Below are 18,841 nucleotides of genomic sequence, written 5' to 3' on the forward strand. Positions count from 1 at the left end.
AGAAAAGCATGAAACGCCATTTCTTCAATCTAGCACTTCTTGCTGTAACGCTGATGGCCGGGGCTTTTGCCGGCAGCGCGGTTGCCGCGCCGATTCGCCTCGCCACCGGAGCGGACGGAAGCTTCATGTCCCTGATCGTCGCCGTGGATCAGGGGTTTATGAAAAATCAGGGCCTCGATGCCACGATCAAGCAATTCCCCGCAGGGGGGCTGGCTCTGGAATCGGTCGTGGCGGGCGATTCGGATATCGCGCTCGTCGCCGAACTACCGGCGATCATCGCGGCGGCGAAGGGCGCCAAAGTCAAGGCCGTCGCCCGCGGCGTCTACAGCAATCACCTGATTGGCCTCGCTGCGATAAACGGCATCAATAACGCGGGCGATCTCGTCGGTAAGAGCGTGGGCTACTCGAAGGGCACGGCCAGCGACTACTACCTGAATCGCTACCTCGACCATTACGGTATCGCCCGGGAGAAACTGAAGCTCGTGAATGTCGCTCCGCCTGAACTGGTCGCGACCATGGCGCGCGGCGACATTCAGGCCATGTTTTCGTGGGACCCGTGGTTCACCCGCCTGAAGGCGGTGATGCCGAACACGAAGGTGATCGGATGGTCGGGCGATAACGGCATCTATACGATGCAATTCTTCCTGATGTTTTCGGACGAATTGCTGAATCAGCGTCCTGAGGATGCGAGAAAAGCCTTTACCGCCATCAGGAATGCGACGGCCTGGCTGAACGACAGGAAGAACCGTCCGGCTGCGGTGGCCTTGATGTCGAAAGCCTTCCGGATTTCCACGGCGGATGCCGAACAGATGATGGATAGCGTGCAGTTCGTCGTCGACATGCCGCCTGCCTTTCCAAAGGACATGGTGAGCATCGCCGAATGGGTGAAACAGCAGGGAACGGTGCAGCCCTTCGATCCGAAGGCGCTGATCGACAAATTGATCACCCCTGTTCTCATCGACCGCTCGAATGCCGACGCGTCGTCAAAGGCGAATTCTCAACCGAAATCGTGATGGAGCAGGTGCAGCCATGAGCAATGCGAGCCTGGTATCGATTCGAGATGTGTCGTTCAAACATGCTTCCTTGCCGGCGGATAGCCCCGACATTCTGCGGGATTTATCGTTGTCGCTGGTGCGCGGCGAGTTCATGTGCATTCTCGGTCCGAGCGGTTGCGGAAAGACGACCGTACTGAATCTGATCGCCGGATTCGAGTCGCCCACGGCGGGCAGCATCCATATGGACGGCCGCCCGATCGACGGCCCGGGTGTGGAGCGCGGCGTCGTATTTCAGGGCGACGATTCTCTCTATCACTGGCTTACCGCGCAGGCCAATGTCGAATTCGGCCTGCGCGTGTCGGGAATGAAAAAAACCGAGCGCGCGGCCAAGGCGCGGCAATATCTGGCACTCGTCGGTCTGCGCGGACAGGAGCACAAATATCCGGCTGAACTGTCGGGCGGCATGAAGCAGCGCGTGAATGTCGCACGAGTACTGGCCTGCGAGTCGAAAGTTCTGCTGATGGACGAACCATTCGGCCAGCTCGATGCGCAGACCCGAATCGTGCTGCAAGACGAACTGGCGACCATCTGGCAAAAGACGCAGCGCACGGTGTTTTTCGTCACGCATGACATTGCCGAGGCGATCACGCTCGCCGACCGGATCGTTGTCTTGAAGCGCGGACCGCGTTCCAACGTCAAGGAGATCGTGAACTGTGATCTCGACCGCCCCCGGGACCGCAGCAACCCCAGGTTCGGCGAGCTTTATTCCCGCATTTCGAGCCTGATTGCCGACGAAGTGCTTGGTGTTCAAACCGATCGCGTGACATCATGAGCCCAGAGACCTCCGGTATTATGCAAACCCCCTTCGGATCACTGAAAAAGAAGCGGGCGTCGAAGCGTCGTTCCACGTTGGCTTCGACCATCATGTTGCTCGCCTCGTTGTCGGCCGGTGTGCTCATCTGGCATCTGGTGAGTACCTATATGTTCTCCTCGATCCTGTTTCCGGGGCCTTTGCAGGTCGGCACCGAGGCCATCGCGGAGATCCAGAGCGGCAGTATCTTCGTCGACATCGGCGCGAGCATGTTCCGTATTCTGGCCGGCTTTTTAATCGGCTCCGTGATCGGCATCGTTCTGGGCCTGCTGGTCGGTTTTTTCCCGATAGTCCGCTCGCTGTTCAATCCGTATCTGCAGTTCTTCCGTTTCATTCCGCCTATCGCCTGGGTCTCGCCCGCGATGATCTGGTTTGGCGTCGGCGAGGAATCGAAGATCTTCATCATCATCTACGGCACGGTTTTTACCGTATCGCTGAGTACCGCGCTTGGCGTAGCCGGTGTTCACACCAACAAGATTCGCGCGGCCCAGATGTTCGGCGCCACGGAATGGCAGATCTTCAGATGGGTGATCGTGCCGGCCGCCGTGACGCCGATTCTGCAGGGGATGCGCATTGCCATGGGCATCGCCTTCATGACGGTCATCGCCGCCGAGATGCTCGCGGCCAATGCGGGGATAGGTTATTCGATTCTCAATGCCCGGCTCTGGATGGCAACCGACAAAATCTTCGTGGGTATTTTCACTCTGGGCATCCTCGGCTATCTGACCGACAAAATTCTGGAAGTGGCGATCCACAGGTTTGGCCGGCGTTTCGATTCCAACGCGAAGAGATAGCAGGTACGAATCTGTTCTGACGGGAGCTGACCTCGATGAAGCTGACGGACGAAGAAATCGCCATGCTCAATGGAGAGCACGGCGAGGTAATGCGCGTAGCGCTGAAGATGCAGGTCGAAGTCGGCGAATACTTCGGCGCCGAAGATATGGTGAAGATCAGCTCGGTGCATGCTTCGGGCGACGTCGAGGAATTGGGTCTGGCCGGCGTCGAATATCTGGAGCAGGTCGCGCGCAGCGGCGCCCGCTGTGCCGTGAAAGCGGTCACCGACCCGCGAGGCTATGCGTTCGAGCCTCGATGCACGTTGAAGCAGTTGGAAACGACGAAGGAAATCGAAACGCGGACCGTCGCCGCATTCGAGAAGATCGGTCTTCTGAATTGCAGTAACTGCATCGTGTATCAAACCACGCTGCAACCGCATTTTGGCGAGCATGTAGCGTGGGGAGATACCGGGTCCGTGATCTATGCCAACTCCGTATTCGGCGCCCGATCGAATTACGAGTCGGGTCCTGCGGCATTGGCCGCGTCGCTGACAGGGCGCGTGCCCCGATACGGTTTTCATCTGGACGAATGCCGGAAAGCCAATGTCGTCGTGCATGTCGAAGATCAGCCGAAGGAATTGGCCGACTGGGGCGCGCTCGGCTGTTGTGTCGGCCGGCAACTGAACGGCTATTGGGATGTGCCGGTATTCGAGGGATTGACGTCGAAACCCGACAGCGACGCGCTCAAACACCTCGGCGCCGCACTCGCGAGCTATGGCTCGGCGGCGATGTTTCACATAGTCGGCGTGACGCCTGAGGCCCGGTCGCTGGAAGCGGCTATGTCGACCCAAAGAGAAATCCGTCATCTTCAGGTGCCCGAAGGCGCACTCGATAGTGTCTACCACGGTTGGAGCGGCGATTTCACGGAGGCCGATCTGGTGGTTTTCAGCGCGCCTCAACTCTCGCTCTTCGAGATCGTTTCCATTGCCGAGGCTCTGGAAGGCAAGAAGGTTCACCCGACAGTCAAGCTGATCGTCACGACGAATTCGCAGATCGCGGCTTCCACCGAGCAACTCGGTATTCGTGCGCGGCTCGAAGCGTCCGGCGCGGAACTGATCGCCGGCGTCTGCTTTTACCTCATGACGCCCCGGCAATTGTCCGAGTTGAATGGCTTCAGCCGGCTCGTCACGAACTCGGCGAAACTCGCGAACATCATGGCGGGGCAGGGCTATCAGGTGAAATTCCGGCGATTCGACGATTGCATCCGGGCGGCGACGCTGGGTACGCTGGCTTAATGAGGACACTATGCTTGAGCGCACTTTTTTCAATGCAAGCCAGAGCATGACAATGAGCCTCGAAGGCGAAGTCATCGTGTCGAATCATGGTTTGAGCGTTCGATACGATATCGACCCCGACCTTGGCGTTATCGCTCGACCCGACCATGATCTCTACGGCATGAGCGTGGTCAATAAGATCATCGTATTCAAATCGACGAAGGGCGGCGTATCGACAGGCTGGGCGCTGCTGAATCTCAGGAAGCGCGGCACCTGTCCCGCCGCCCTGGTTTGCGATATGACCAATCCCGTTTTCGTTCAAGGCGCGGTATTGGCGGGCATTCCGATCATGGACGGGTTTACCGACTCGCCGCGCAAGTACCTCAAATCGGGCGACCGCGTATTGTTCGACGGCGCGCGCCGCATTCTGTCGCTGAAGACACGCGCCTGAGCGGAAAAACAAGCGGAGTCGTTGCCGGCCGAAGGAGGACTGATTGACGTCGCGGTGTCTTGCCCGATGCCGCCGCGCGTGATCGTTGCCGCCATGAAACTTGACACTGCCATCCGGGAGACCGTTCTTCGCGAAGCGGAAGTCGTGGCCGGAAGCGAACAGCTTGGCCGGGACATCACCTGGGTCCATATGGTCGACCACCCGGACATCGTCCAGTGGGTCAAGCCCGGCGAACTACTGCTGACTACCGGCTATAACTGGCCCGCGCGCGGCGAGGCATCGCGGCAGCTCGTCCGTGAACTGAGCCATGCGGGGCTTGCCGGCGTCGTGCTGGCCGTGCCGCATTTCCGCGATCACTTTCCGCCGGAGGCCATAGCGGAAGCTAGCGCGGTTGGTCTGCCGTTGCTCGAAATGCCGTGGGCGGTGCCGTTCAGCCAGATCACGCATGAAATCCTCGCGAAGATCATCAACTTCCAGTCCGAGATCATCGCGCGAGCAGACCAGTTGCATCGGGCACTGACGAATGCCGCCGTGTCCGCAAGCAGCCTTTCCGACATTGCCACCACGCTGCAAACGCTGGTGGGCCGCGCGGTCTCGTTCACGAATCCGTCCGGACATATCCTGGGAAGCTCCGCGCCGGCCTCGGACATCACCATGCTGGAGGCGCAGTTTACGCGTTCTCTTTCGGATGCCCCCGTCGATGCCAGTACTGTCCGGCGACCCGCGACAGTACGCTTCAAGCTCGCAAGCGATCGCGTATTGCATCGGATGCAACTGGCCGTTCGCCTGCACGACACGATTGTCGCAATACTTTGGCTCGATCTGGACAACCCGGACGTCGACGAACTCGACAGGCGTGCAATGGAGCATGCCAGCGTCGTCGCCGCTTTGCATCTGACGCATCAACAGCAACTCGCGCAGCAGGAGGATCGCCTTGGGTATGCGCTCGTTACCGCGCTGCTCGATGGCGAATTCACCGCGACTGCGAGTGCGCTCGAGCGCGCGCGCGTATGCGGCTGGAGTCAGACCGCGTCGTATCGCATCTGTCTCGTGCTGCTCGGCGAACCCGTTCCTTTGACGACAGAAGCACTCGAATGCAGGGAGCGATGGGTCGAGCTTCTGAAATGCCAATTGAGAGCGCAGAGGCAGTCCGCGTTGATTGCGGTGTGGCTGAATCAGATCAAGTTCATCCTGCCTGCCGAGGCGTCCGTGGAGACCCTGTGGGCGGCAATCGGAGACCGGCACGCGGCGATGGCCGTCAGTCGCGCGCATACGGGCATCGACGGCATGGCGGTCGGCTCGAAAGACGTCGACGCACTGCTTCCGATGCTTCGTCCCGGAAGGCTGCACCGTTTCGAGGAAATTCTTTTTCCGCGGGCATTGCTCGGGGATGCCGATGCGCGCGAGATGCTGATCGAGCGGCTGGTCGTGCCGCTCGTCCATCGTCCGCGCGGCGAATCGCTGCTCGATACGCTCTACACGCTCGCCGACGAAGGTTTCCAGCTTGTACACGCCGCACGTGCCCTGGGTATTCATATCAGCACGCTGCGCTATCGGCTGGAGCGCATCGAGCAGATTCTCGGCGTCACGCTCGACGACCCGAACGTGCGCTTTCAGCTTCAGGTTGCCATAGCGCTCTATCGTCTCCGGGAAAATTAGTGGCCGGTTTTACTACTTTTGATAGGAAGACTGTGCACGAGTGTCGCGGTTTAATGGGTGCAAATGGGTACAAATGGGTGCAGGCAGTTTCCCTGTTGCTTATCCGATAGAAGCGCTTATCAAGGAGCCCGAAAATGTCGCTCACCTCGCTTATCGAATCAGACCGTCAACATCTTATTCACCCCGTAGTCAGCTATCGCGCCCACGAAGCGCGCGGCGTCACCGTGCTGAAATCCGGTAAGGGCGCGTGGCTTTACGACGCCGACGGCAACGAGCTGCTGGATGCCTTCGCCGGCCTCTGGTGCGTGAACACAGGCTATGGGCACGAGAGCATTGTCAGGGCGGCAGCCGGGCAGATGTCGAAATTGCCTTATGCCACCGGGTACTTCCATTTCGGCTCGGAGCCGGCCATCGAGCTGGCTCAACGCCTCATCGATCTTGCCCCCGCGTCATTGCGCCATGTCTATTTCTCGCTGGGCGGTTCGGACGCAATAGATTCCGCGATCCGCTTTATCACGCACTACTACAACGCCATTGGCAAGCCATCGAAAAAGCAGTTCATCGCACTCGAACGCGGCTATCACGGTTCGTCGTCGATGGGGGCGGGCATGACGGCGATCGCCAGTTTTCATCGCAACTTCGACGTGCCGCTGGCGACGCAGCATCACATTCCCTCGTCATATCCTTACCGTAGCGAAACGCCTGACGATCCCGAGGCAATCATCGCGGCTTCCGTGCGCGCCTTGGAAGCGAAAGTCGAACAACTCGGCGCGGGGAATGTCGCGGCGTTTTTCTGCGAGCCGGTGCAAGGGTCCGGCGGTGTGATCGTTCCGCCGAAAGGCTGGCTGAAGGCGATGTGCGACGCGTGTCGTCGACTGGATATTCTGTTCGTCGCGGATGAAGTCATCACCGGTTTCGGTCGCACGGGCCCGCTGTTCGCCTGCGAGGCGGAACACGTCGAACCCGACCTCATGACGGTAGCCAAGGGACTAACGGCAGGCTATGCGCCGATGGGCGCGCTGCTCCTGTCCGACGAGGTCTATCAGGGAATCGCCGACGGCGCCAAAGCGGGCGAGGCAATCGGCCACGGGCAAACCTATTCGGCACATCCGGTCAGCGCCGCTGTCGCCCTCGAAGTCCTGCGTCTTTATCTCGAAGGCGGACTGCTTGCCAACGGTCAGAAGCAGGGCGCCCGTTTCGCGCGCGGACTCGACAGTCTGCTCGATCATCCGCTCGTCGGCGATTCGCGCCACCGCGGTCTGCTCGGCGCCGTCGAACTGGTTGCGGACAAGAAGACGAAAGCCCGTTTCGATCCGTCGTTGAAACTGCCGGAGCGTATCGCCGATGCCGCATATCGCAACCGGATTATCTTTCGCGCGTTTGGCGACAACATCCTCGGCTTCGCGCCGGCACTCTGCTATTCCGAAGGCGAGATCGACGAGCTGGTGACACGCGTGCGCAAGACGCTCGACGAAATGCTCGAGCACGTCGACGTGCGCAATGCACTGAAGGGCTGACAGAAACTCTGTATGGCCCGGCATGCGTCGATCCGGGCACACCCATTATCAGAGGCACGCATCATGGCTTTAAAGCTCAAGCGCGAAGAACTGGTCAGAACCCGGAACCTGATCGGCGGCGAGTGGAGCGAGGCGGTATCCCGCGCACGCTATCCGGTGACGAATCCGGCCACCGGCGAAATCATTGCGGAAGTGGCGAATAGCGGTCCCGCCGACGCGCGTGCCGCGACAAACGCGGCATACCAGGCCGCCGAAAGCTGGCGCAATCGCCTGCCACGCGAGCGCGCCGCGATACTCCGCCGCTGGCATGCACTTCTCGTGGAGAACAGCGAAGACCTGGCCACGCTGATGTCGATGGAGCAGGGCAAGCCAATGGCCGAAAGCCGGGGCGAAGTCGCCTATGGCGCGTCGTATGTCGCATGGTTCGCGGAAGAAGCCACGCGCACTTACGGCGACCTCATTCCGCAACAGCAGCGTGGCAAACAGATGCGGGCGATGAAAGAGCCCGTGGGTATCGTCGCGGCCATCACGCCATGGAATTTTCCGCTTGCGATGATCGCGCGGAAAATCGCCCCCGCTCTGGCCGCGGGCTGCACGGTAGTCGGCAAACCCGCGGAAGACACGCCGCTTACCGCGCTGGCATTGGCTGCACTCGCCGGGGAAGCCGGCGTGCCGGCCGGTGTGCTGAACATGCTGAGCGCGTCGCGGGAGCAGGGCATCGAAGCCGTGGCGGACTGGCTCGCGGATGACCGGGTACGCAAGGTCACGTTCACCGGATCGACGGCGGTCGGCAAGTATCTGGCGCGCGAATCGGCGGGCACGCTCAAGAAGCTCTCTCTCGAACTGGGCGGCAATGCGCCGTTTATCGTTTTCGACGACGCGGACCTCGACGCGGCAATCGCCGGGTTGATGGCCGCCAAATTCCGCAACGGCGGACAGACCTGTGTTTGTCCGAATCGGATCTATGTGCAGGCGGGCGTATTCGACCGATTCGCCGAACTGCTTGCCGCTCGTGTCGGCGCGTTGAAAGTGGCCTCGGCCACCGACCCCGAGGCACAGATCGGCCCCATGATCAACGCGAAGGCGATCGACAAGATTGCCCGCCACGTCGAAGACGCCGTATCGAAAGGCGCGATCGTGCTGACGGGCGGCAAACGGCTGACCGAGTTGGGACCGAACTACTATGCCCCGACCGTTTTCACCCATGCCTCGAACGATATGCTCGTGACGTGCGAGGAGACGTTCGGGCCCGTCGCGCCGCTTTATCGGTTCGATCAGGAAGAAGAAGCAGTGCGCCTGGCCAATGACTCGCCATTCGGGCTCGCCGCCTATTTCTACACTCGCGACATGCGGCGGGCCGAGCGTGTGGCGCGGCGACTCGAAGCTGGCGTTGTCGGCCTGAACGAAGGGGCCGTGTCGAGTGAGGCCGCACCATTCGGCGGCGTCAAGGAGTCCGGTTACGGCCGCGAGGGCTCGAAATATGGTCTCGACGATTACCTGACCATCAAGTACGTCTGTCAGGGCAATCTCGACTGATGTGCGGTGACGGTTAGCTTGAGGAAAAAACAGAGGCAAAAAAAACCGCCCGACAGAAAGTCGGACGGTTTTTCACGAGACTCGTACCGCGACGCGGCGGGCAGTGATGGCCCAGGAGTTACTGCCCAGGCGAGCCGATCGACGCCGCTTTAGCCGGCTCGGATTTGCCGCCGTTCACGCCCACCACGGCTTCGACATAGTTGGGCGCCGAGGTGGAAACGGTATCCCACACCGCAGACACCTTCGCATTGCCGCCGACGAAGACGGCACCCGCATGATTGCCGGCGGCAACGAGCGTGGCATCCGTACCCAGGGCCGACGGAATCGCTTTCAGCGTTCCATCGCCCTGCGTGGCCTCGATGGGCGTGCCGTAGTTCATCGCGGCCACGACATTGCCATTCGCGTCATAGACGATCACCGCATCGCCCTTGCCCAGGCCGATAGGATTCGCCGGATCGTTATTGACGTTCAGCATCGCCATGACCGGCACCGTGCCTGCCAGCCCCCAGGTCGTGCGGAACGTATTTTCGTCCGTGCCCGGCACACCCGGAACCACGACCAGATGCTCGCCCGGCGAAAGGATCGTACCGGCCGCAAAGGCCGCGCTATTGTTGGCATCGTTGACGTCGGCATGACTGTCGCCCCACTTCCAGCCGGTCAGATCGATTGCCGTGCTGCCGTAGTTATAGAGCTCGAAGAAGTCCTGGCCGCCGTCGGCATTCGAATTCACTTCCGAGATCAGCACGGTCGGCACGGGCGCACCGGCGGCCGCGGTCGTGAAGCTTTGTGTCAGACCGGCATAGGCGTTGCCATACAGGTCGGTGATCACGCCGCTAGCCAGTTTCACGCTGTAGCGCGAACTATCCTGCAAGGGTGTCGCGAGCGTGACGGTGACCCGGCCGCCGTTGAATTTGACTTGCGTCGTATCGTCGATCGAAACATTGCGCGTATCGGAGCCGTTGCTGATGACGAGGTTGCCCGTACCGGCCTGAACGACCTTGCTGAACGACAGCGTGAGGTGATTGCCGATAATGCCCGTCGCGCCATCGACCGGCGCACTGCTGCTCAAGGTCGGAGCGGTCTTGTCGACGGTGCCGATCGTCTTGAACGAGAATGTGGACGCATCGGACACGGCGGGGAGATTGCTGCCCGTCGCGGTCTTGACCGTACCTGCCGGATACGTGATGTTGTACGCGGTATTGGCGACCATGAAGAACTTCGGATGAATCTTCATCACGCCGCCGCTGAACGTCACCTGCGTGGGGTCGGTGACCGGAATCGTGCGCGTATCGTCGGCGCCGTTGCTGAGAACGATATTGCCGGCTCCGGCCTGCACCGCCTGATCGAACTTCAGGTACAGGTTGCTGCCGATGCCGACGTTGGTCTTGTCGGTGGTGGGCTTGAAGATGGTCAGGCCCGGCAGGCTCGGTCCCGCTGCCTGCTCGCCGACCGCATAAATGATGCCGTCCGAGCCCATGGTGACGCCTTCGTTCTGGGCGGTGGCGCTCATATACAGGCTGCTCAGCAACCGGCCGGTACGATCCATCTTGACGATCTTGCCATCCGGTGCGCCGATGATGATGACGTTGTCGTAGTCCGGCGCGGTGCCCGGGACGATGTTCGAGAGCGAGAACACGTCATTGAATGCGGAGAGGCCGGTCTTGTCCGCATCGAACAACACGGGCGGATTGTCCGTGCTCGGCAGGATGGGCGTACCGTCCGACGCCGTCGCCGAGCCGCCGGCAAAATTGATCGCAGCCTGAAAAATGCTGGTCGGCTGCGACTGGCGCACGGCGATATAACCGCCCGTTTTGGTATCGAAACTCACGCCCTCGATACCGACGTTGCCAACCGTCGTGCCCAGTTTGACGGACTGCACGTCGGCTCTTTTCAGCGTTCCGCCCGCGGTATAAGTGAACATATCGACCTGGCGAAGGCGCTCTTCCACCAGCACGAACTTGCCGCCGCCGACGTAGGTGATGCCTTCCGTGTCCTCGAAATCTCCGGCATTGAGCGTCATGGAATCGAGAACATGGCCGTCGCTCTTCGCGACCTGCACGACCGCGGTGCCGCCGTCGCCGATGACGAACAGCGAATCGGTATCCTTATCGTAGGCCACGCCCGATGCCTCGGCATTCAGCAGATTGGTGCCGCTCGTCGCGTATTGCAGAGGGAAACTATCTGTCTGCGTATAGTTGTTCAGATCGTAGGTGCTTTGCGGATCGGTGAACGTCAGCACGGGAATCTTGCTGTCAACCGTGCCGCCGCCGTTATTGCCGCCTGTGTTGCCGTTGCCACCATTGCTGCCGTTGTTGCCGCCCGCGGCGCCGATGTTGCTGTCACCACCGCCACATGCGCTGAGACTGGCTGCCAGAATTGCGGAAAGCAAGATTGAATAGGTGCGGGTCGAGTTTTTGGTCTTCACGATATTGTTGTAAGTTGGCTGATTGACAGAAACGTCGGGCAGTTGACAGGAACCGCGACACTATCGGTCTTGTATTTCAGCTTCGTGAAAGGATCTGTATTTTTCTTGCAAGCTCGCTTGTTTGAGAAGAGAAAGTTATCGTGAACTTCCGCAGGATTCAGACTGGGCCGTGGGTCAATCGCGGGTCGATCGCAAGTCGGCCGATGAGTCCGGCCGTTGCAGGAAAAGCCGGGGCGCTGCGCCTCGCCTGCAACGGCCTGTGGCACGCCAGTCACGCGGACGTGGCATGTATGAACGGGCGCTCTATCGCGTGCCGCCTTGCGCGGCCGCTTTTGCGATGGCTACGACGGCTTGATGCAGCGCGTCGGCGGTATCGAGCGGCGCGTGGCCGATCGCGCCACCTGTTGCGCTCGTCGGCCGCGCGGCCTGATCGGGCGACGACGAGAGCTTCACGACCGTGAGCCGCTCGCGAGGATCGACGATGATCGCCTGGCCGAAGCGGCCGCTCGCCGCGAAGGAACCGTCGCCATCCTTCAACTGATACCAGTAGTCGCGATAGCCGTAGCCCGGCCGGCCCGGCGCGAGATTGCCCTTGGCGAAGGCCGCGCTGTTAGTGGCCGGTTGCAGCGCGAGATGCGTAACGTTCGAAGGAAAACGCGTGCCGTCGCCGGCCGCGCTCATGCGCACGAGTTCGCCGAAGCGTGCCGCGTCGCGCAGCGTGGTGTTGAGACCGCCGCTGGCCATCTCGGTGCCGGTGTGATCGACCACGATGTCGGCATCGTCGTCGGCGAGCTTGCTCCAGATTTCACGCGATGCCAGCTTGCTCCACGATTCGCCGGTTACGTTGCGGATCGCCCACGCCACCGCTTCGGGCGATCCGTTCTGGTAGTACCACAGCCCGTCCGCATGCGCATCCGGCGACGCCAGCGCGACCCGCAGGAAACGATGGATGCTGTCGGGCGCGCCGCTCGCTCGCGGCACGAAGCCGACCGCCGCGAACAGCCCGAGGTCGGGTGGCAGCGCGGCCGGATAGCGCACGGCAACCTCCATGTCGAGGTTCTGCTGGAGCGTCGCGTCGCCAAACGGCGTGCCCGAGAGTTCCGGCACATACCTCGAAAGCGGCGCGTCGGGCGAGAGCTTGCCGGCGACGATCAACTGCGCGGCGAGAAGGCCCGTCACCGATTTCGTCATCGATGCCCACATATGCGTCTGATGCGGACCGAAGCCGTCGAAGTAGCGCTCGAGCACCACGCGTCCATCGCGCACGACAATGAAGCCGTCGGTCTGCGTGCGGCGCAGATAGTCGCTCAGCGTGAGCGTCGTGCCGTCGACCGTGAACGTGATCGCATCGGGATCGAGCGGGCGGCCATCGGGCAGCGCGAGGGGCTCGCGCGAGCGCTCGACGTTCGCGGTCGGGATCATCATGCGCGTATTGCGCAGCTTCCAGCTCAACGTGGTTGCGGTTTGCGAGGCGGCGGGCGTCATGCTGCCGGCCTGGGCGTCGGCGGCGTGTGGGGTGTCTGCGCGCGTGGTGGGTGCAAATGCGCACGCCGCGCCCAGCAGAAACGCGAGCAGCGCGCGTGACGCGCCCTTTGAACGAGGCACGAGGCAATTCATGTCGATGCAGTCTCCGATGTGATTGATTGTTCCGGCGCGCATTGGCAATGTCGACTACGCTGTCGGCGTGCATAACAGGCGTAAAGCGGGGCGTAAAGCAGCGCGTTCCTGACGGAGATTGAAAGACGCGGGCAGTGGCGTCAAGGCTGCGTCAGGCATAAGGTGATAACCGCCTGGCATGCCTGAGCTTGGGAAGGGAGCCAGCAAGGCGAGGCTTGCCTTGCTGGCTGTACGTAGGGCTATGTATGCTCCCCGACGCTTGCATTGCAGCCGTCGTGCAGCACGACGACGGCCCTGATCGAGCTGCGGCACATGTCATGCATCACATCAACACGATATCGTACTGCTCCTGGCTCAAATTCGACTCCACCTGCAGCGACACCGGCTTGCCGATGAAATCGATCAGCATCGCCAGATGCTGCGACTCTTCTTCGAGAAACAGATCGATCACCTGCTGCGACGCCACCACGCGAAACTCGCGCGGATTGAACTGCCGCGACTCGCGCAGAATCTCGCGCAGCACGTCGTAGCAAACGGTGCGCGCCGTTTTCACCTGCCCCTTGCCCTGGCACACCGGACACGGTTCGCACAGCACATGCGCGAGCGATTCACGCGTGCGCTTGCGGGTCATCTCCACGAGCCCGAGTTGCGAGAAGCCATTCACGGTCACGCGCGTGCGATCGCGCGACAACGCCTTCTTCAGTTCCCCCAGCACCTGGTCGCGATGCTCTGCGTTTTCCATATCGATGAAATCGATGATGATCACGCCGCCCAGGTTGCGCAGCCGCAATTGCCGCGCGATCGTATGCGCGGCTTCGAGGTTGGTCTTGAAGATCGTATCGTCGAAATTGCGCGCGCCGACATATCCGCCGGTGTTGACGTCGATCGTCGTCATCGCCTCGGTCTGATCGATCACGAGGTAGCCGCCCGACTTCAGATCCACGCGGCGCGACAGCGCGCGCTGAATTTCGGCCTCGATGTTGTAGAGATCGAAGAGCGGCCGCTCGCCGGTGTAGTGATGCAGTTTCGACGATACCGCCGGCGTAAACTCCGCGGCGAAATCGGCCAGCATCTGATGCGTCTCGCGCGAGTCGACCTGGATGCGCGAGGTCTCGTCGTTGACGAAATCGCGCAGCACGCGCTGCGCGAGGTTCAGGTCCTGGTAGAGCAGGCTCGTGGGTGGCATGCGCTGCCCCTGCGACAGGATCGTCGCCCACGTCTTGCGCAGATAGGCGACGTCGGCAGCAAGCTCCTCGCTCGTCGCATCCTCGGCGATCGTGCGCACGATGTAGCCGCCTTTCTCGTCGGCGGGCAGCACGGCGGTCAGGCGCGCACGCACGGCCTCGCGCTCGGCTTCGCTTTCGATCTTCTGCGAGATGCCGATATGCGGCTCCTGCGGCAGATACACGAGCGTGCGCCCGGCAATGCTTACTTGCGTGGACAGCCGCGCGCCTTTCGTGCCGATCGGGTCCTTGACGACCTGCACCATCAGCGTTTGACCTTCGAAGACGATCTTTTCGATCGGCTGATGCGGTGCTTGATGTTGCGCTTCGCCGGCCATGCGCGGATGCCAGATGTCGGCGACATGAAGAAACGCGGCGCGTTCGAGGCCGATGTCGATGAACGCCGATTGCATGCCCGGCAGCACGCGCACGACCTTGCCGAGATAGACATTGCCGACGCGCCCGCGCGACAGCGTTCGTTCGACATGAAGTTCCTGGACGGCGCCTTGTTGAACGAGCGCGACGCGCGTTTCCTGCGGCGTGACATTGATCAGGATTTCTTCATTCATAGTGTTGTTCTAGAAGTCGATGCGCGCTGCGCGCAGGAGGGCAGCAGTTTCAAAAAGCGGCAAACCCATGATACCCGAATAGGACCCGTCGATATGCTCGATAAACTCCGCCGCGCGTCCCTGCACGCCATAAGCGCCGGCCTTGCCGAGCGGCTCGCCGCTGGCCGCGTAGCGGCGGATCGCGTCGGCGTGCGGCGCAGCAAAGCACACCTTCGACACCGACAGCGCCGCGGGCAGCAAGGCACCGTCGGCGTCGATCACCGCGACGGCGGTCAGCACCTCGTGCGTGCGGCCCGCGAGGCGCGTGAGCATCGCGACCGCGTCGTCGGCATCGGCGGGCTTGCCGAGAATCGCGTCGTCGATCGTGACGGTCGTGTCCGCCACGAGGATCGGCCGCCTCGCATGACCGCCGGCCACGAGCCGGGCACGCGCGGCATGCGCTTTCGCGACGCACACGCGCTGCACGTAGTCGCGCGCGTGCTCGCCGGGCAACTCGGCTTCGAGCGCTTCGGCATCTTCGTCGGGCCGCGGCAGCAGCAGTTCGAAACGCACGCCGAGCTGTTGCAGCAGCTCCTGGCGGCGTGGACTTTGCGAGGCGAGGTAGACGAACGGATGCAGCGAAGCGGCGGGCGTGGGCATGAACGGGTCTCGAAGGAGGGGATTCGGATGGCGTGGAGGCGGTGGGCGCGGTGACGGTAGCAGAGGGAGATGAGCGGGCAGGGTGAGCGGGTAGACTGAGCGTTGCATCGGCGCGCCGCAACGAGCCGCGCAGCGATCATTACATCAAGCGGGGCGCGGAGCAAATGTCTGGACACGCTACGTCGAAACGCATCGTTCGGCGCATCGACGAGTATCGGTGGCCGGTGCCCCGTGAGTCGTCGCCCGGCAATGCCTGATCTGCAATACGCAGGGACACGGGCACGGACATCGCGCATCGCCGCGCATCAGCACGCGGCACACGCCTTATGCGCTCACACGCTCACGCGCGATGATACGGGTGATTCTGCGTGATGGTCCACGCGCGGTAAAGCTGTTCGGCAAGCAGCACGCGCACCATCGCATGCGGCAAGGTGAGGCTCGATACGCGCAGCATCATGTCGGCGCGCGCCTTCAGTTCGGGATCGAGCCCGTCCGCGCCGCCGATCAGAAAGGCCACGTCGCGCCCGTCCTGCTGCCAGCCGGGCAGTGCGCCCGCCAGCTGCATCGTGGTCCAGTCCTTGCCGCGCTCGTCGAGCGCGACGATGCGCGCGTTCTTCGGCAACGCGGCTTCGATCTTCTGCCGCTCGGCGGCCATCACGCTCTCGGCCGAACGTCCCGACGAACGCTGCTCGGGCTTGATCTCGCGCAGCTCGATGCGTAGCTCGGGCGGCATGCGTTTCGCGTATTCGTCGAAGCCGGTGGCGATCCAGTCCGGCATCTTGTGGCCGACGGCGAGGATATGCAGTTTCATCGCGAGGAAGGTAGCGGGGTGCCCGGTGTGCCGGATAGGGCCGGCTTACTTGCGACGTGCCGCCGTCTTGCGCGCGGGTTTCGCGACCGGGGCTTCCTCGTCTTCGTCCTCCTCGTCGGACTCGCTCGCGCGCGCGCCGCCGAACGGATTCGGCGTCGACAGCTTGATGCGCACCGGCTTGTCGCCCCAGATCTCTTCGAGGTTGTAGTACTGGCGCAGCGCCGGTTGCAGGATGTGGACGATCGCGTCGCCGCAATCGACCAGCACCCATTCGCCGATATCCTCGCCCTCGGTGCTGACGATCTCGCCGCCGGCTTCCTTCACGCCTTCGCGCACGCTCGAGGCGAGCGCCTTGGTTTGCCGGTTCGAGGTGCCGCTCGCGACGATCACGCGATCGAACAGCGAGGTCAGGTGGGTGGTGTTGAACACCCTGATGTCTTGCGCCTTGACGTCTTCGAGAGCGTCGACGATCACGCGTTGCAGTTTGCGAATATCCATGGAGTTACCGGTGGTACAGATGATGTTGAAGAATATAGTCCCACACCGCGGCCGGGACATGACTCGCGGCCTTGTCGTGGGTTGCGCCGTGGGCCTCGTTTTGCGCCTGGTGACCCGCTTTCCTGTCCGCGTTGCCGCCCGTCGGGTCGTCCGCCAGCGCGAGTTCGCGGCTCACCTGGTCGCGCAGATGCGCGCGAATGTCGGTGGCCGAGACGTCGAACGCGAGCGTCGTGTCGATCAGCAGATGCCCGCACGGCGTCGCCTGCAGCACGTCGGCGCCGGCTTCGCGTGCGGCGATTTCCTGTGCGACCGCGGGCGGTATCGACGCGAGGTCGAAGCCGGGCCGCGTGGCCGCGCAGATGTGCGCGAAGTCGAACAACTGCCGCCAGCCGTGCCACGTATCGAGATGCACGAGCTGGTCGGCGCCCATCAGCAGCGTGATCGACGCGTCCTCGCCTTCGCGCTCGCGCCAGCGGCGCAGCGTGTCGACCGTGTAGGTCGGGCCGTCGTGATCGATCTCGTCGGTCGCGACGCGCACGCTCGCGCCGGGCAGCGCGAGCGAGGCGGCCGCCGCACGCGTCATCGCGAGCCGGTGCACGGCCGGCGAGACGTCCGCCTTCTGCCACGGCTGGCCGGCCGGCAGCAGCACCAGCTCGGTGAGCCGCAGCACGTCGGCGAACCGTCGCGCGAGCGCGAGGTGGCCGTCGTGGATCGGATCGAAAGTGCCGCCCAGCAGACCGATCCGGCGGGGCAGGGCGACAGGGTGAGCGTTCGGCTTCAGGTGAAAATCCTTATCGTGACCGGGAGCGTGTCGAGTGTGATCGTGCGCAGCGCGGACGCCGCCTCACACCCACTCGCGCGGCACGAGAAAATCGCTGTAAAGACGCGCTTCCGGCGTGCCCGGCTCGGGCTGCCAGTCGTAGCGCCAGTTCACCACGGGCGGCATCGACATCAGGATCGATTCGGTGCGTCCGCCGCTCTGCAGTCCAAACAGTGTGCCACGGTCGAAGACCAGATTGAACTCGACGTAGCGGCCGCGCCGGTACGCCTGGAAGTCGCGCTCGGCCGCGCCGTACGGCGTGTCGCGGCGCTTCTCGACGATCGGCAGGTAGGCCTGGAGAAAACCCTCGCCGACGCTTTTGAGCATCGCGAACGACGGGTCGAAGCCCGGCTCCGAGAAATCGTCGAAGAAAATCCCGCCGATGCCGCGTGCTTCGTTGCGGTGCTTGAGGAAGAAATATTCGTCGCACCCGCGCTTGAAGCGCGGGTAGAGGTCCGCACCGTACGGCGCGAGCGCGTCGCGGCAGACGAGGTGGAAATGCCGCGCGTCCTCTTCGTATCCGTAGTACGGCGTCAGGTCCATGCCGCCGCCGAACCAGAACACCGGCGCTTCGCCTGCCTTCGTCGCGATGAGCAGGCGCACGTTCATGTGCACGGTCGGGCAGTGCGGATTGCGCGGGTGCAGCACGAGCGACACGCCCATCGCCTCGAAGCCGCGCCCGGCCAGTTGCGGGCGCGCGGCGCTTGCCGAGCCCGGCAACGCGTCGCCCGCGACGTCCGAGAAGCCGATGCCCGCGCGCTCGAAGAACTGGCCACCTTCGAGAATCCGCGTGATGCCGCCGCCGCGCAGCTTCTCGCCGGGCGCGCGTTGCCATGCGTCGGTTGCGAACGGCGTGCCGTCGAAGGCGCCGAGCGTGTCCGCGATATGCGATTGCAGGCCTTGCAGCCAGCTGCGCACGGCCTGTGCGTCGTAGCTCGAATCGGTCATGAATGCAGATTGCTGAGGGCGGCACGCTCGTCGTGCCGCGGGTTCTTCGAAGAGGGCGCTGGCCGCGCCGGTTTCAGGACTACGCTTGCGCGGGCGGGCCGAGGGTTCGGTCCGCTCCGCGGGGCGGGTGAAACGGCGGCTTGCCGCATCGGTCGAACCGCGGGCTCCGTGCCCGTTTGCCGCGACGAGCGCGGCAAACCCAGTGTAGCGTGCGG

Annotated in this window: 16 protein-coding genes; 8 read left to right on the plus strand and 8 right to left on the minus strand. The window is 62.7% G+C overall.

The genetic code is table 11. The features are described from left to right. Positions 1-8: 8 nt before the first annotated feature. The 8 genes from GXB81_RS11675 to GXB81_RS11710 all read left to right on the plus strand — a co-directional run bounded on the left by GXB81_RS11675 (position 9) and on the right by GXB81_RS11710 (position 9,076). Positions 9-1,013: an ABC transporter substrate-binding protein gene (locus GXB81_RS11675; RefSeq protein WP_205989194.1), complete on the plus strand. Its 1,005-nt coding sequence runs from the start codon at positions 9-11 to the stop codon at positions 1,011-1,013. Next, on the plus strand, positions 970-1,827 hold the full coding sequence (locus GXB81_RS11680) for an ABC transporter ATP-binding protein (RefSeq protein WP_240159221.1): 858 nt from the start codon (positions 970-972) through the stop codon (positions 1,825-1,827). Before GXB81_RS11675 ends, GXB81_RS11680 begins: the two co-directional genes overlap by 44 nt. Continuing rightward, positions 1,824-2,660 carry an ABC transporter permease gene (locus GXB81_RS11685; RefSeq protein ID WP_240159220.1) on the plus strand — a complete coding sequence of 279 codons (837 nt, stop codon included), beginning with the start codon at positions 1,824-1,826 and terminating at the stop codon, positions 2,658-2,660. Before GXB81_RS11680 ends, GXB81_RS11685 begins: the two co-directional genes overlap by 4 nt. A gap of 35 nt (positions 2,661-2,695) precedes the next feature. After that, positions 2,696-3,934, plus strand: coding sequence for an aconitase X catalytic domain-containing protein (locus GXB81_RS11690; RefSeq protein ID WP_167047890.1), 1,239 nt, complete (start codon positions 2,696-2,698; stop codon positions 3,932-3,934). Positions 3,935-3,944: 10 nt separating this feature from the next. Next, on the plus strand, positions 3,945-4,364 hold the full coding sequence (locus GXB81_RS11695; RefSeq protein WP_167047887.1) for a DUF126 domain-containing protein: 420 nt from the start codon (positions 3,945-3,947) through the stop codon (positions 4,362-4,364). A gap of 93 nt (positions 4,365-4,457) precedes the next feature. Next, positions 4,458-6,023, plus strand: coding sequence for a PucR family transcriptional regulator (locus GXB81_RS11700; protein ID WP_205989195.1), 1,566 nt, complete (start codon positions 4,458-4,460; stop codon positions 6,021-6,023). Between the two features lie 134 nt (positions 6,024-6,157). After that, on the plus strand, positions 6,158-7,540 hold the full coding sequence (locus GXB81_RS11705) for an aspartate aminotransferase family protein (RefSeq protein ID WP_167047881.1): 1,383 nt from the start codon (positions 6,158-6,160) through the stop codon (positions 7,538-7,540). Between the two features lie 63 nt (positions 7,541-7,603). Next, entirely contained in the window at positions 7,604-9,076 is a 1,473-nt protein-coding gene (locus GXB81_RS11710) for an NAD-dependent succinate-semialdehyde dehydrogenase (protein WP_205989196.1), read from the plus strand. Between the two features lie 118 nt (positions 9,077-9,194). Here the strand turns inward: GXB81_RS11710 and GXB81_RS11715 are convergent, their stop codons facing one another. From GXB81_RS11715 to hemF, 8 genes are all read right to left on the minus strand, one after another. Then, the gene (locus tag GXB81_RS11715) at positions 9,195-11,465 is read right to left on the minus strand and encodes an SdiA-regulated domain-containing protein (RefSeq protein ID WP_241016316.1); all 2,271 of its coding nucleotides are present in this window, start codon (positions 11,463-11,465) and stop codon (positions 9,195-9,197) included. A gap of 339 nt (positions 11,466-11,804) precedes the next feature. Then, positions 11,805-13,106, minus strand: a complete 1,302-nt coding sequence (locus tag GXB81_RS11720) for a serine hydrolase (RefSeq protein ID WP_345889862.1) — start codon at positions 13,104-13,106, stop codon at positions 11,805-11,807. A 334-nt stretch (positions 13,107-13,440) separates the two neighbouring features. Continuing rightward, positions 13,441-14,910, minus strand: a complete 1,470-nt coding sequence (gene rng, locus GXB81_RS11725) for a ribonuclease G (RefSeq protein WP_205989197.1) — start codon at positions 14,908-14,910, stop codon at positions 13,441-13,443. 9 nt (positions 14,911-14,919) lie between these two features. Further along, the gene (locus GXB81_RS11730; protein WP_205989198.1) at positions 14,920-15,549 is read right to left on the minus strand and encodes a Maf family protein; all 630 of its coding nucleotides are present in this window, start codon (positions 15,547-15,549) and stop codon (positions 14,920-14,922) included. A gap of 340 nt (positions 15,550-15,889) precedes the next feature. After that, positions 15,890-16,360: a 23S rRNA (pseudouridine(1915)-N(3))-methyltransferase RlmH gene (gene rlmH / locus GXB81_RS11735; protein WP_008919684.1), complete on the minus strand. Its 471-nt coding sequence runs from the start codon at positions 16,358-16,360 to the stop codon at positions 15,890-15,892. A gap of 45 nt (positions 16,361-16,405) precedes the next feature. Further along, positions 16,406-16,858 (minus strand): ribosome silencing factor, encoded by a 453-nt coding sequence (rsfS, locus tag GXB81_RS11740; RefSeq protein ID WP_205989199.1) that lies wholly within the window; start codon positions 16,856-16,858, stop codon positions 16,406-16,408. Positions 16,859-16,862: 4 nt separating this feature from the next. Continuing rightward, positions 16,863-17,639: a nicotinate-nucleotide adenylyltransferase gene (locus GXB81_RS11745; protein WP_167048004.1), complete on the minus strand. Its 777-nt coding sequence runs from the start codon at positions 17,637-17,639 to the stop codon at positions 16,863-16,865. A 63-nt stretch (positions 17,640-17,702) separates the two neighbouring features. Continuing rightward, positions 17,703-18,626 (minus strand): oxygen-dependent coproporphyrinogen oxidase, encoded by a 924-nt coding sequence (gene hemF, locus GXB81_RS11750; protein WP_205989200.1) that lies wholly within the window; start codon positions 18,624-18,626, stop codon positions 17,703-17,705. Positions 18,627-18,841: the final 215 nt, after the last annotated feature.

The sequence above is a fragment of the Paraburkholderia sp. Ac-20336 genome, assembly GCF_017105025.1.
Classification (GTDB): domain Bacteria; phylum Pseudomonadota; class Gammaproteobacteria; order Burkholderiales; family Burkholderiaceae; genus Paraburkholderia.

What these genes read in the sequence shown, in the direction of transcription:
- GXB81_RS11675 (WP_205989194.1), top strand. Translation starts at nt 9, where the DNA reads ATGAAACGCCATTTCTTCAATCTAGCACTTCTTGCTGTAACGCTGATG.
- GXB81_RS11680 (WP_240159221.1), top strand. Translation starts at nt 970, where the DNA reads ATGCCGACGCGTCGTCAAAGGCGAATTCTCAACCGAAATCGTGATGGA.
- GXB81_RS11685 (WP_240159220.1), top strand. Translation starts at nt 1,824, where the DNA reads ATGAGCCCAGAGACCTCCGGTATTATGCAAACCCCCTTCGGATCACTG.
- GXB81_RS11690 (WP_167047890.1), top strand. Translation starts at nt 2,696, where the DNA reads ATGAAGCTGACGGACGAAGAAATCGCCATGCTCAATGGAGAGCACGGC.
- GXB81_RS11695 (WP_167047887.1), top strand. Translation starts at nt 3,945, where the DNA reads ATGCTTGAGCGCACTTTTTTCAATGCAAGCCAGAGCATGACAATGAGC.
- GXB81_RS11700 (WP_205989195.1), top strand. Translation starts at nt 4,458, where the DNA reads ATGAAACTTGACACTGCCATCCGGGAGACCGTTCTTCGCGAAGCGGAA.
- GXB81_RS11705 (WP_167047881.1), top strand. Translation starts at nt 6,158, where the DNA reads ATGTCGCTCACCTCGCTTATCGAATCAGACCGTCAACATCTTATTCAC.
- GXB81_RS11710 (WP_205989196.1), top strand. Translation starts at nt 7,604, where the DNA reads ATGGCTTTAAAGCTCAAGCGCGAAGAACTGGTCAGAACCCGGAACCTG.
- rng (WP_205989197.1), bottom strand. Translation starts at nt 14,910, where the DNA reads ATGAATGAAGAAATCCTGATCAATGTCACGCCGCAGGAAACGCGCGTC.
- GXB81_RS11730 (WP_205989198.1), bottom strand. Translation starts at nt 15,549, where the DNA reads ATGCCCACGCCCGCCGCTTCGCTGCATCCGTTCGTCTACCTCGCCTCG.
- rlmH (WP_008919684.1), bottom strand. Translation starts at nt 16,360, where the DNA reads ATGAAACTGCATATCCTCGCCGTCGGCCACAAGATGCCGGACTGGATC.
- rsfS (WP_205989199.1), bottom strand. Translation starts at nt 16,858, where the DNA reads ATGGATATTCGCAAACTGCAACGCGTGATCGTCGACGCTCTCGAAGAC.
- hemF (WP_205989200.1), bottom strand. Translation starts at nt 18,626, where the DNA reads ATGACCGATTCGAGCTACGACGCACAGGCCGTGCGCAGCTGGCTGCAA.